This is a genomic window from Enterobacter sp. Sphag1F (genome assembly GCF_014193275.1).
Classification (GTDB): domain Bacteria; phylum Pseudomonadota; class Gammaproteobacteria; order Enterobacterales; family Enterobacteriaceae; genus Pantoea; species Pantoea symbiotica.
Map to the genome: position 1 here is coordinate 513,743 of NZ_JACHZD010000001.1, position 13,363 is coordinate 527,105.

At 55.1% G+C, this 13,363-nt stretch carries 9 protein-coding genes; 1 reads left to right on the forward strand and 8 read right to left on the reverse strand.

Annotation, left to right across the window (positions count from 1 at the left end; translation table 11 throughout):
* Position 1 precedes the first annotated feature (1 nt).
* The 3 genes from efeO to putP form a co-directional block, all read right to left on the reverse strand.
* Positions 2 to 1,120 carry an iron uptake system protein EfeO gene (gene efeO / locus FHW71_RS02350; RefSeq protein ID WP_061718475.1) on the reverse strand — a complete coding sequence of 373 codons (1,119 nt, stop codon included), beginning with the start codon at positions 1,118 to 1,120 and terminating at the stop codon, positions 2 to 4.
* A gap of 54 nt (positions 1,121 to 1,174) precedes the next feature.
* Positions 1,175 to 2,008, reverse strand: a complete 834-nt coding sequence (gene efeU, locus FHW71_RS02355; protein WP_008105324.1) for an iron uptake transporter permease EfeU — start codon at positions 2,006 to 2,008, stop codon at positions 1,175 to 1,177.
* Between the two features lie 214 nt (positions 2,009 to 2,222).
* A complete protein-coding gene (gene putP / locus FHW71_RS02360; RefSeq protein ID WP_179450330.1) occupies positions 2,223 to 3,707 on the reverse strand; it encodes a sodium/proline symporter PutP in 1,485 nt (494 codons plus the stop codon).
* 391 nt (positions 3,708 to 4,098) lie between these two features.
* Between putP and putA the strand changes: the two genes are divergently transcribed.
* On the forward strand, positions 4,099 to 8,043 hold the full coding sequence (gene putA / locus FHW71_RS02365) for a trifunctional transcriptional regulator/proline dehydrogenase/L-glutamate gamma-semialdehyde dehydrogenase (RefSeq protein WP_179450328.1): 3,945 nt from the start codon (positions 4,099 to 4,101) through the stop codon (positions 8,041 to 8,043).
* Positions 8,044 to 8,082: 39 nt separating this feature from the next.
* On the opposite strand, the gene FHW71_RS02370 is transcribed toward putA, so the two are convergent.
* The 5 genes from FHW71_RS02370 to tcyJ form a co-directional block, all read right to left on the reverse strand.
* Positions 8,083 to 9,165, reverse strand: a complete 1,083-nt coding sequence (locus FHW71_RS02370; protein ID WP_179450326.1) for an acyltransferase family protein — start codon at positions 9,163 to 9,165, stop codon at positions 8,083 to 8,085.
* Positions 9,166 to 9,620: 455 nt separating this feature from the next.
* Positions 9,621 to 10,709 (reverse strand): acyltransferase family protein, encoded by a 1,089-nt coding sequence (locus tag FHW71_RS02375; RefSeq protein WP_154189943.1) that lies wholly within the window; start codon positions 10,707 to 10,709, stop codon positions 9,621 to 9,623.
* 357 nt (positions 10,710 to 11,066) lie between these two features.
* On the reverse strand, positions 11,067 to 11,819 hold the full coding sequence (tcyN, locus tag FHW71_RS02380; RefSeq protein ID WP_008105333.1) for an L-cystine ABC transporter ATP-binding protein TcyN: 753 nt from the start codon (positions 11,817 to 11,819) through the stop codon (positions 11,067 to 11,069).
* Complete coding sequence (gene tcyL / locus FHW71_RS02385; RefSeq protein ID WP_008105335.1) at positions 11,816 to 12,484, reverse strand: cystine ABC transporter permease; 669 nt, start codon at positions 12,482 to 12,484, stop codon at positions 11,816 to 11,818. The genes tcyN and tcyL overlap by 4 nt, the downstream gene beginning before the upstream one ends.
* Positions 12,484 to 13,284 carry a cystine ABC transporter substrate-binding protein gene (gene tcyJ, locus FHW71_RS02390; RefSeq protein WP_036648575.1) on the reverse strand — a complete coding sequence of 267 codons (801 nt, stop codon included), beginning with the start codon at positions 13,282 to 13,284 and terminating at the stop codon, positions 12,484 to 12,486. The genes tcyL and tcyJ overlap by 1 nt, the downstream gene beginning before the upstream one ends.
* Between the last annotated feature and the right edge of the window lie 79 nt (positions 13,285 to 13,363).

Below are 13,363 nucleotides of genomic sequence, written 5' to 3' on the forward strand. Positions count from 1 at the left end.
ATCAGTCGAGACCCAAGGTTCCACGCAACAAGGAGAGATCTTCCGCCAGCGTAGTAATCGGGCCTTTCAGCGCATTACGGTCAGCGGTGGTCAGTTTTTCGTACGACTCAAAGCCGTCTTTGGTGCGATATTTGCTGAGAATGCCGTCCACTTTCTTGAAGTTAGCATCCACTTTCGCCAGCAGCTGCGGATTGTTTTTCTGCAGCAGCGGACGCAGCAGATCAACGATTTTCTGCGCACCATCAATGTTGGCCTGGAAGTCAGAGAGATCGGTACGGCTGTAACGGTCTTCTTCACCGGAGATTTTGCTGGAGGCCACTTCTTCAATCAGACCCGCCGCGCCGCCGACCACTTTCGCCGGTGGGAACGCCAGTTCGCTGATGCGGGTTTGCAGATCCAGCACATCCTGATTCAGCTTAGTGGCGAAATCTTCGGCACCTTTGGTGGTGTTATCGGCGAAAAGGATTTTTTCCAGGCGGTGGAAACCGGTGAATTTCGGATCTTCGTTTTTCTTCTCGAAGTCATCTTCACGTGCATCAATGCTGCCATCGAGGTCGGAGAACAGCTCGGCGATAGGTTCGATACGCTCGTAATGCACGCGCGTTGGCGCATACAAGGCTTTGGCTTTCTCAACGTCACCGGCTTTCACCGCATCGGTAAATGCCTTGGTGCCCGCCACCAGCTCTTTCACTTCGTTCATCACGTAGACTTTGTAGTCGGCGATAGGGCCAACCAGCTCCAGCACATCCGGTTTGCCGGATGCCGCTTTCTTCGCATCACCGCTCACTACCAGCTTGCCCTTCGGGTTGCTCAGCAGGCCGCAGGTCATGTCGTATTCGCCCGCTTCCAGATTGGCGGTCAGTTTCTGGCTAAAGCCTGGCGCGATGTTTTCACGCTCTTCCACCACCATCACCCCTTTCAAAATCTCCCACTCCAGCGCTTTCTGGCTGTTGTTTTTGATGATGAACTGGGTTTTACCGGCCTGCACGTTGAGCGACATCGGCTCACATTGTTTGTCGGTCACGGTAACCGTGACTTGCGGGACGGCAGCAGCAGAAGCGGCACCGGAAAGCGCCAGCATAGCAACCAACAGCGCCTTACGGCGGAAGCGAATCGTCATAGTGATATCCCTGTTACATGGAAGAACAGGCGCGCAATCGCGCCTGATTTAATTTCAGCGAGTGGTGCGCGCCGCGTTGATCGAAGGTCGCGCCGGGAAGAAGAACAGCAGTAGCGCCGGAATAAGGTAGATGAGCCACATCGCCACTTCGCTGACGCTTGGCGCTTCCTGATAGCCCAAAATCCCTTCCAGCAGCGTGCCGAATACCGAATGTGTTGAGAGCGTGTTGCTCATATCGAACGCGACATCCTGGAAGTGATTCCACAATCCGGCTTCATGGAAGGCGCGAATGGCACCGGCGGCCAATCCGGCGGCAACAAACAGAATGAACAAGCTGGTCCAGCGGAAAAAGTGCGCCAAATTCAGGCGAATGCCGCCGTAATAGAGCAAAAAGCCCAGCGCTACAGCGGTAGCAAGGCCGAGCACCGCGCCGAGCGGCGGCGCATACCCGACATCCTGAGTGAAAGCGGCCAGCAGGAAGAACACTGATTCCAGCCCTTCACGCGCCACCGCCAGAAACACCATCAGCACCAGCGGAAAGCCGCTGCCGCCCTGCTTCTGCAGCGCCTGATCGACCGATTTTTCCAGCGTGGCTTTGATATTGCGCGAGACTTTGCGCATCCAGAACACCATCGACGTCAGGATCACCACGGCAATCACCGCGACAATGCCTTCGAACAGCTCCTGCTGTTTTTGCGGGAACTCACCGGTGGTTTCATTGATGAAGATGCCCAACGCTAAGCAGAGCGCGGCAGCGATAAATACACCAGCCCACATCGCGGGAAACCATTGAGTGCGCTGGGTGCGTTTGAGATAGCTAGCAATCAGGCTGACGATGAGCGCTGCTTCCAGACCTTCGCGCAGCATGATGAGAAAGGGAACGAACATCACCAACCTCTTGAATTTTAAGAAGAGTAAAGCTTGGGTAAAAAAACGTAAAGTGCGAACGATATCGATTATCATTATCGCAGGGAGAAATACAAGTCACAGCGGGAAATTAATTTTGATTTTGCGGGTTGGAGAGCGGGAAGATGGGGATGGTCGCCATAAATGGCGACCCTACGGATGTGGGAATGAGGTCGCCATGAATGGCGACCCTAGGTTATTTGCTTTGGTATTCGGCTTCGGCTGCGGCAAAGCGCTGCTGCGCGGCTTCAGATGGGCCACGCCCCAGCAGGCTGAACACCACAATCGCGATGCTGGCGAAGGCGAAGCCTGGAATGATTTCGTACAAATCGGTGTAGCCGTATGATTTCCACAGCAACACAGTCAGCGCACCCACCACCATACCGGCCAGCGCGCCGTTGCGCGTCATACGCTTCCAGCACACGCCGAACAACACTACCGGACCAAACGCGGCACCAAATCCTGCCCACGCATAGCTGACTAAACCAAGTACGCGGTTTTCCGGATTCGCCGCCAGCGCGATAGCGATCAACGCAATCACCAGCACCATTAAGCGCCCTACCCACACCAGCTCTTTCTGGCTGGCATTTTTGCGCAGGAAGCCTTTATACAAGTCTTCGGTCAGGGCGCTGGAGCACACCAGCAGCTGACAGCTCAGCGTAGACATCACCGCTGCCAGAATCGCAGAGAGTAAGATCCCGGCAATCCACGGGTTAAACAGAATACGCGCCAACTCAATAAACACGCGCTCACCGTTCTGGCTCACGTTAGCCGCGTGTTCTGGATGGTTCTGGAAGTAAGCGATACCAAAGAAGCCGACGGCCACCGCACCCGCCAGGCACAGGATCATCCAAATCATGCCGATGCGTCGTGCAGTGCGAATGGTGTGATGCGAATCGGCCGCCATAAAGCGCGCCAGAATATGCGGCTGACCAAAGTAGCCGAGACCCCAACCGAGCAGCGAAATCACCGCGACAAAGTTCAGTCCTTTCAGCATGTCGAGATTCTCAAGGCTTTTCGCCTTAATCACCGCCATCGATTCATCCAGGCCACCTACCGCGACGATGACAATCACCGGCGTCAGAATCAGCGCGAAAATCATCAGGCTGGCTTGTACGGTATCGGTCCAGCTCACCGCGAGGAAACCGCCCACCAGCGTATACAGAATGGTGGCGGCGGCACCGGCCCACAGCGCCGTCTGGTAATCCATACCAAAGGTGCTTTCAAACAGACGCGCACCGGCGACCACGCCAGAAGCACAATAGATAGTGAAGAAGATCAGGATCACCACCGCCGAGATAACGCGCAGCAGTTTGCTGTTGTCCTCGAAACGGCTGGAGAAGAAGTCTGGCAGGGTTAACGCATTATCATGATGTTCGGTCTGCACACGCAGACGTCCTGCAACAATGCGCCAGTTCAACCATGCGCCAATAATCAGGCCGATGGCGATCCAGCTTTCTGAAATACCAGAAAGGAATATGGCGCCCGGCAGGCCCATCAATAACCAGCCGCTCATATCGGAAGCACCGGCAGACAGCGCGGTGACCACGCTACCTAAACTGCGTCCACCGAGAATATAGTCGTCAAAACTTTTGGTTGAACGGTAAGCAATGAAACCGATTAACACCATCCCAAGGATATAAACGATAAAGGTCACCAACATCGGTGTACTTATACTCATCTGACTCTCCACTTATTATTTGATCCACTAAGAGAAATCTTCTAATCATCGCTGCCGGAACGGGGCAACGGCATGATTTGACCGCATCCAGAGAAAGCGATTTCTCTTAAGGCGCGGTATCCTGCCGCAAAGGTGCGGCGCGCACAATGCATTTAACACAGCTGTCACATTGGTGACACTAATGCTGCTTTTTTTCTGTTCAGAGGTTGCACTCGATCACATTAAGGTTGCACCTCGGTCGCCATGAATGGCGCCCCTACAGAAAACGCCTGGCTTCGTAGGGTCGCCATTCATGGCGACCGCCCAGCAACATCGGTTGCACAAAGTTGCAACATAGGTGATATTGCTGCCACGCAAGCGATGAATCACTATTTTCGAGGATGAGGACATCATGGGAACCACTACCATGGGGGTGAAGCTGGATGAAGCCACCCGCGATCGCATTAAACTGGCAGCACAGAAACTTGACCGCACATCACACTGGCTGATCAAACAGGCCATTTTTAACTATCTGGAGCAGCTGGAAGCCGGTGAATCCGTGCCGGAAATCCCGCAACAGTTAATCGATGCGCTGGCTGATGAAGGCGTGCCAGAAGAATCACTGCAGCCTTTCCTCGACTTCGCAGAACACATTTTGCCGCAGTCGGTAACGCGTTCAGCAATCACTGCCGCGTGGCGTCGTCCAGAGACCGATGCCGTACCGATGCTGCTGGAGCAAGCGCGTCTCCCTGCCCCGCTGGCAGAGAAAACTCATCAGCTGGCTTACAGCCTCGCCGACAAGTTGCGGCACCAGAAAGGTGCAACCGGCCGCGCTGGCATGGTGCAAAGTTTGCTGCAAGAGTTCTCGCTCTCCTCACAGGAAGGTGTGGCGCTGATGTGCCTGGCGGAAGCGCTGCTGCGTATTCCGGATAAACCGACGCGTGATGCGCTGATCCGCGACAAGATTAGCAACGGCAACTGGCAATCGCACCTGGGTCGCAGCCCGTCGATGTTCGTCAACGCCGCGACATGGGGCTTGCTGTTCACCGGCCGTTTGGTCTCCACCCACAACGAAGCTAACCTGTCGCGCTCGCTCAATCGCATTATCGGTAAGAGCGGCGAACCGCTGATCCGCAAAGGCGTCGACATGGCGATGCGCCTGATGGGCGAGCAGTTTGTTACCGGTGAAACCATCGCCGAAGCGCTGGCCAATGCGCGCAAGCTGGAAGAGAAAGGTTTCCGTTACTCTTACGACATGCTGGGCGAAGCGGCGCTGACCGCCAGCGATGCCAAAGCCTATTTGGTGTCCTATCAGCAGGCGATTCACGCCATCGGAAAAGCGTCGAATGGTCGCGGTATTTATGAAGGTCCGGGCATCTCGATTAAACTGTCGGCGCTGCATCCGCGCTACAGCCGCGCGCAGTATGAGCGCGTGATGGACGAGCTTTATCCGATCCTCAAATCCCTGACGCTACTGGCGCGCTCGTATGACATCGGTATCAACATCGATGCGGAAGAAGCTGACCGTCTTGAGCTGTCGCTCGACCTGCTGGAAAAACTCTGTTTCGAGCCGGAGCTGGAAGGCTGGAACGGCATCGGCTTTGTGATTCAGGCGTATCAAAAGCGCTGTCCGTTTGTGATTGATTCGCTGATCGACCTGGCGCAGCGCAGCCGTCGTCGTCTGATGATCCGCCTGGTAAAAGGCGCGTACTGGGACAGCGAAATCAAGCGCGCGCAGATTGATGGTCTGGAAGGCTATCCGGTTTACACCCGCAAGGTGTACACCGACATCTCTTATCTGGCCTGCGCACGCAAACTGCTGGCGGTGCCGAACCTGATATATCCGCAGTTTGCTACCCACAACGCGCACACGCTGGCAGCGATCTACCAGCTGGCAGGTAATAACTATTATCCGGGCCAGTACGAATTCCAATGCCTGCACGGCATGGGTGAACCGCTGTACGAGCAGGTGGTTGGCAAAGTCGCCGATGGCAAACTGAATCGTCCGTGCCGTATTTATGCACCGGTCGGCACCCACGAAACGCTGCTGGCGTATCTGGTTCGTCGTCTGCTGGAGAACGGTGCCAATACCTCGTTTGTTAACCGCATCGCCGATAACACCTTGCCGCTGGATGAGTTGGTCGCCGATCCGGTGGCTGCCGTGGAGAAGATGGGCGTCGCGGAAGGCGCGGTGGGTTTACCGCATCCGAAAATCCCGCTGCCGCGCGATCTGTATGGCGCCAAGCGTGCCAACTCCGCTGGTCTGGATATGGCCAACGAACATCGTCTGGCGTCGCTCTCCAGCGCCCTGCTCAACAGCGCCAGCCAGCCGTGGATCGCCCAGCCGCTGGTAGAAGGTGAATTAGGCGAAGGCGTGAGCCGTCCGGTGCTGAATCCTTCCGCGCCTGCGGATGTCGTGGGCAGCGTGCGTGAAGCCACCGAAGCCGAAGTGTCGGATGCGCTGGATGCGGCGGTGAATGCCGGTCCGATCTGGTTCGCCACACCGCCGCAGGAGCGCGCCGCAATTCTGGAACGTGCTGCCGAAGCGATGGAAGGCCAGATGCAGCAACTGATCGGCTTGCTGGTGCGTGAAGCCGGTAAAACCTACAACAACGCCATCGCCGAAGTGCGTGAAGCGGTCGATTTCCTCTACTATTACGCGGGCATGGTGCGCGACGATTTCGATAACGAAACCCATCGTCCGCTGGGTCCGGTAGTGTGCATCAGTCCTTGGAACTTCCCGCTGGCAATCTTTGCCGGACAAGTTGCCGCAGCATTGGCAGCCGGTAACAGCGTGCTGGCGAAACCGGCAGAGCAAACTCCGCTAATCGCCGCGCAGGCGGTGCAAATTCTGCTGGATGCCGGCGTACCCGCTGGCGTGCTGCAACTGCTGCCGGGCCAGGGCGAAACCGTGGGTGCGCAACTGACTGGCGACGAACGCGTGCGCGGTGTGATGTTTACCGGTTCAACGGCGGTGGCGACGCTGCTGCAGCGCAATCTGGCCGGTCGTCTTGATCCTCAGGGTCGTCCAACGCCGCTGATCGCCGAAACCGGCGGCATGAACGCGATGATTGTGGATTCCTCAGCGCTCACCGAACAGGTGGTTGTCGATATCGTTGCCTCGGCGTTTGATAGCGCCGGTCAACGCTGCTCGGCGCTGCGTCTGCTGTGCGTGCAGGATGATGTGGCCGATCACACGTTGAAAATGCTGCGTGGTGCGATGGCGGAGTGCCGCATGGGCAACCCGGAACGTCTCTCAACCGACATTGGCCCAGTGATTGATGCCGAAGCCAAAGCCAATATCGAGCGTCACATTCAGGCGCTGCGCAACAAAGGCTTCACCGTTTATCAGGCGGCGCAGGAGAATCCACAGGATACTAAAGAGTGGAACAGCGGCACCTTTATCAAGCCGACGCTGATCGAGCTGGATCAGGTCAGCGATCTGGATAAAGAGGTGTTTGGTCCGGTGCTGCACGTGGTGCGTTTCTCGCGCAACAACTTGCCGCAGCTGGTTGAGCAGATTAATGCGTCGGGTTACGGCCTGACGCTCGGCGTGCACACGCGTATCGATGAAACCATCGCGCAGGTAACGGCGACGGCTAAAGTCGGCAACCTGTACGTGAACCGCAATATGGTGGGTGCGGTGGTTGGCGTGCAGCCTTTCGGCGGCGAAGGCTTGTCGGGCACCGGTCCGAAAGCCGGTGGTCCGCTCTATCTGTATCGCCTGCTGGCCAATCGTCCAGACGGTGCGCTGCGCATCACCTTTGATCGTCAGGATGCCGAGCGTCCGGTTGACAGCACGGTGCGTGCCGAGTTGATGCGTGCGCATCAAGCCTTGCAGCAATGGGCGCAGGATAAGCCTGAGCTGCTGGCGCTGTGTCAGCGTTACGACGAGCTGGCGCAGGCCGGTACGGTGCGTCTGCTGCCGGGCCCAACTGGCGAGCGCAACACCTTTACCCTGCTGCCGCGCGAACATGTGCTGTGCATCGCCGATAACGCGGAAGATGCGCTGACGCAGTTGGCGGCGGTGACCAGCGTCGGCAGCCAAGCTATCTGGCAGGATGATGAGCTGCATAGTGCGCTGCGTAAGTCTTTACCAGCGGAAGTGCAAGCGCACATCAAGCTGGTGAAGGATGCGCTGGCGGCGGAGTTTGATGCGGTGATTTATCACGGTGATGCCGATCAGCTACGCAGTCTGTGTGAGCAGGTCGCGGCACGCGATGGCGCGATTGTCTCGGTGCAGGGCTTTGCGCGCGGCGAAACCAATCTGCTGCTGGAACGTTTGCTGATTGAGCGTTCACTGAGCGTCAATACCGCCGCAGCGGGCGGTAATGCGAGTTTGATGACCATCGGTTAACAGTAACAACGTAGGGTCGCCATTCATGGCGACCTTTTTTCACGCCGCAGACTTATTCCGCTTCAACCCAATCAGCGTTGGAAACACAAACAGCGACTGCCCCAATCCACGATTGGTCACTTGCCACACCGCAACCGAACACAGCGAACAAATCCCGACAATCGCCAGCGGATAGAAGCAGGCCCACAGTATCGAGAACCACGCTTGCTCAAACAAGTGATGACGCTGGGCGAACAGAATCGCTGACATACCAAAGAACTCAATGAAGATGCGGTGAATTACGTAGATTTGCAGCGTATTGCGCCCAACCCAATTCAAATAACGCATCTTGAAATGCGCATTCAACCAGCGACACGCCGCCACGCTGAACAGCACCGCAAGGATGCACATGAACAAACTCTTATCCAATCCAAAGATGACGTGCAGGCCAGACAATGCGGCCAATATCGCCCACGGCACAATGTTATCGCGTCGCCATTCACTGAGACGCAGCATCATCGGGCTCCAGAAAGCACCCAGCAGGAAGAACAGGAAATACTGCGCCACGCTTTGTGGTCCCCAATACGGAATGATCTTCTCCACCGCCAGATAGTTCAGCGCAATTGCCACCACCAGCAACGCCACTTTCTGCTGTTTAAAGATCTTGGCGCACAGGAAATAGAGCGCTAAGCCGTAGAGATACCACGAGGTGCTCATGGCGAGGAACGTGAGCTTTAAGAACTCCAGTAGCGAACCGGCATACGCCGCATTGAGGTTCTGCGAAATACGCTGCCCGGTGATCTCCGTTGAGATGCCAACAATCGACCACCACTGAATAAAGCCCCACAGAATATAGAGATAAAACAGGTTGGTGATGCGGCTGGTAAACACCTGTTTCCATGGCCGATTTAAAATACCGTTGGTGGCTAATAAACCCGATACAAAGAAAAATGCTGGCATACGCAGCGGCGATAATACGGTATTAAACTGCACCCATATTTCTGCCGGGATCCAACCCGCCGTCAATAATTTCACCGTGCCTTCGAATCCAGGTAATACGGTGTGATACAACACCACCAGTAATATGCAGGCTCCCTTGAGGGTATTTATCCATGCGATATCTTCTTTCCTGGCGTTATTCATATGATGACTCCCGCTGCTGTTGCTGTGTAGGTCTTAAAGGAGAAGGTTGAGGGAATAAGCATTGAAGCATTTATGATTATTCAACGATTATTAAACAGCGGGCGAAAGCATGATGTAGCGAAAGTCCTAAATGTTTTTTTGTGGTCCTGATATAACAATACTTTACAGATCCAGACAAAAACAGAACCCTGAGCAGGCTAAGGAAATTTGCCTTAATTAGAGTCACTAAAAGGTTATTAAGTAAAATAAGTGTGAGCGGTGTCGCGCAGGGAAATTAAGAACAATCCACCCTTTCTTATGCCAGATTAAATTCAAATCCTAAATAAAGAATTATTTAATGTGGCAAATGGATAAGCGTGAATATTTGCATTGTGGTAGCGAGGAATTTGTAGGGTCGCCATTAATGGCGACCAACCAACAAACATAATCAGGGCCAGCAAACTGGCCCGATTAAATTATTGCTGCGGCGCGCTTTTGCTTTCGAGCGCAGATTTACGCAATAGGCGCGGATAGAGAAATAGCATGCGGCCCGGACCACGATTGAGCAGCGTCCACACCAGCAACGAAATACTGGTACACAACGCAACGCCGGTAATTGGCATCAGCAGCGCCCATGCCCAGCTAAAGGCGGTATTGTCAAACCAGCCATAATGCACCGCCAGCACGATCGCACTCAGCCCCAGCAGCTCAATAAAGATGCGGTGCAGCACGTAAATTTGTAGCGTGTTGCGGCCAATCCAGTTGAGCCACGCCATATTGAATCGTTCATTGAGGAAGCGGCACAGCACAATGCCAAACACGATAGTCAGCAGGCTGTAGAACGGATTTTTGTAGATGCCGCCAACATGATGCAGCAGGCCAATCAACGCAATGCCGCCCAGCATCAACCAGTGCTGACGCTTCAGCTCGCTCAACTCAATCAACGCCTGGCTGAAGAACACGCCGAGCAGGAAGTAGAGATAGTTCTGCGCCACGCTGGCAGGTCCCCAGCCGGGAATCAGGCTGAACTGCGCCGCGTAGGTGGCGACAATCGCCAGCGCCATCAAGGCCAGCTTCTGTTTGTGGAACAGCTTGGTGAACAGGAAGAATCCGGCCAGCGCGTAGAGATACCACAGGCTGGTCATTGAGGTCATCAGCAGCTTTACGAACTCAAACGGCGTGTCGGCATAGGCAGCGTTTTTGGTGCTGGAGAGCCGTTCACCCAGATGCGTGGAGATGTAGTGAATGCTTAACCACTGAATCACGCCCCACAGCAGGTAGAGATAGACGATGTTGCTGAACTTCTTGGTGAACACCTCTTTCCAGCTCTTTTTGGTGATTGAGCTGGCGGCCAGCAAACCGGAGACAAAGAAGAAAGCCGGCATGCGCAGCGGAGATAGATAGGTGTTAAACGCCACCCACCAGTGCGCTGGCAGCAGTCCAGCGGTGAGATGATGCAGCGAAGGCGCGAACGTGGTGATGATGGAGTGATGTAACACCACCATCAAAATGCAGCCCCCTTTGAGCGTGTTGATCCAGAGGACCTCTTTCCTGGCAGTCGTCATTGCTATGTCCTAATTGCGCCATGAATTTGTAAAGAATTATTTATATTTACAAAGATGTCTCAATCAGGACTTTCCTAATAAGGCAAATCTCGAAATCACTAAGGCGCGAGAAGGTTAATTTATCATTAGATTCATTGCGTTATATTTAATTCTAAAATTAACTTTAGGATAAAACCGAGAGATAAAGACCAGCTGATAATGAGTAAAAACCGGTTATTTCTTTGTTGGACGTCTTGCAATTGAGTAGAAATATCGATGAGCGGTTAAGCGGTGCGCATGAATGCGCACCCTACGATGTAACGTGCAGGATGCGCATGGTCTTGTAGGGTCGCCATTTATGGTGACCTGCCGTTTAAATCACTGGTTCAAAAACTTGTCGAGAAATTGCCGGGTACGCGCCTGCTGCGGATTACTGAACAGCTCTTTTGCCGCGCCCTGCTCCACGATGCGTCCCTGATCCATAAAGATGGCGCGATCCGCGACGTCACGCGCAAAGCTCATCTCATGGGTGACGATCACCATGGTGCGTTTCTCCTGCGCCAGTGCGCGAATGGTGTTGAGCACCTCGCCCACCAGTTCAGGATCAAGCGCCGACGTCGGCTCATCGAACAGAATCACTTCCGGACGCATCGCCAGCGCGCGCGCAATCGCCACACGCTGCTGCTGTCCGCCGGAAAGACGACGCGGGAAACTCTCTTCCTTGCCGTGCAATCCCACTTTCTCCAGCAAACTGCGCGCCCGCGCGATGGCTTCTGCCTTCGGTTCGCCCTTGACGATCACCGGCCCTTCAATGATGTTCTCCAGCACCGAGCGGTGCGGGAACAGATTGAAGTTCTGGAACACAAAGCCAACCTGCTGACGCAACTGGCGCACCAGCTGCTTCTGCTTGTTGAGGCCGAGCGCCGCATCAATGGCGATATCCCCGACTTTGATACGTCCGCTTTCCGGCACTTCCAGCAGATTGATACTGCGCAGCAGCGTGGTTTTACCGGAACCGCTCGGCCCGATAATTGCCACCACTTCGCCTGGCGCCACGTCGAGATCGATGCCGTGCAGCACCGTCTGGCCGTGAAACTGTTTCACCAGCTGACGGACTTCAATTGCACTCATTTGCCCTCCCGATCCTGTCGATTCACATGCGCTTCAAGGCGGTTTTGCAACGCCGACAGCACGGTCGCCATCACCCAGTAAATCAGCGAGGCCGCCAGATACATGGTGAACACTTCCAGCGTCCGTGAGGTGATCAGCTGCGCCTGACGGAACAGCTCCGGCACCTGAATGGTGGCGGCCAGCGAGGTATCTTTCACCAGGCTGATAAAGCTGTTGCCCAGCGGCGGCAGCGCGGTGCGCGCGGCCTGCGGCAGGATCACGCGACGCAGCGTTTGCCACGGCGTCATGCCGATGCTGGCAGCAGCTTCCCACTGCCCGCGTTCAATCGAGGCAATCGCGCCACGCAATGATTCAGAAGCGTAAGCGGCGGTATTCAGCGACAGACCAATCATCGCCGACGGAATCGGATCCAGCTCGATACCAAACTGCGGCAGACCGTAATAGATCATAAACAGTTGGGCGATGAGCGGCGTGCCACGGAAAATCGACACGTAGATGCGCGCCAGCCAGTTGATCGGCCAGAAGTGCGACAGACGCATCAGCGCCAGCACGAAGCCGAGTATCAGGCCGAAGAACATCCCGCCGATACTCAGCTGCAGCGTGAACAGCGCGCCTTTCAGTAAAAATGGTGCTGAATCCAGCACCAGTTGTAAGCTTTCCTGCATTATTTAGTGACGTCCGCGCCGAACCATTTCTCAGACAGTTTGCTCAGCGAACCATCTTTCTGCATGTCCGCGATGGCAGAGTCGATCGCTTTCAGCAGATCGTCGTTGCCTTTACGCAGCGCCACTCCCGATTCCAGACGCGAGAAGGCCGGGCCCGCTACTGCCATGGTGTCGCCGGTTTTCTTCACCAGATCCAGTGCCGCTAAGCGGTCCACCAGAATGGCATCTAAACGGCCTGAACGCAGATCCTGATATTTGGTTGGGTCATCATCATAGGTACGCACATCGGCTTTCGGCACGTTATCTTTCAGCCACTGCTCGTAGTTAGAGCCGAGGCCGACGCCGACTTTCTTGCCTGCCAGATCGTCCGGCTTGGTGACGGTGGCCGCGTTTTTCTTCAGCGTCAGCGCCTGCACGCCAGAGATGGTGTAAGGCGTGGAGAAGTCATACTTCTTCTTACGCTCAGGCGAGATGGTGACCTGGTTGATCACCACGTCGATGCGTTTGGAATCCAGCGAGGCCAGCATGCCATCCCATTTGGTAGGACGCAGATCGGCTTTCACACCGAGATGTTTCGCCAGCTCCTGCGCGAATTCCACTTCAAAACCGGTCAGCTGGCCTTTTTCGTCCTGGAAACTGAACGGCGGATAAGTGCCTTCCAGACCGACGCGCAGCTCGCCTTTACTCTTCACTTTTGCCAGCAAATCTTCGGCGGCGAAGGATTTAACGTTAACGCCCGCAACCAGCGCGACCGCCATCATGCCCATCACCATTTGGCGACGAATAGGAGAGAAAATCATGTTTACCCCATTTATTGTGATGTGTTGTTGTGTGCTTTGTAGGGTCGCCATTCATGGCGACCTCTTCTAAATAACCGCC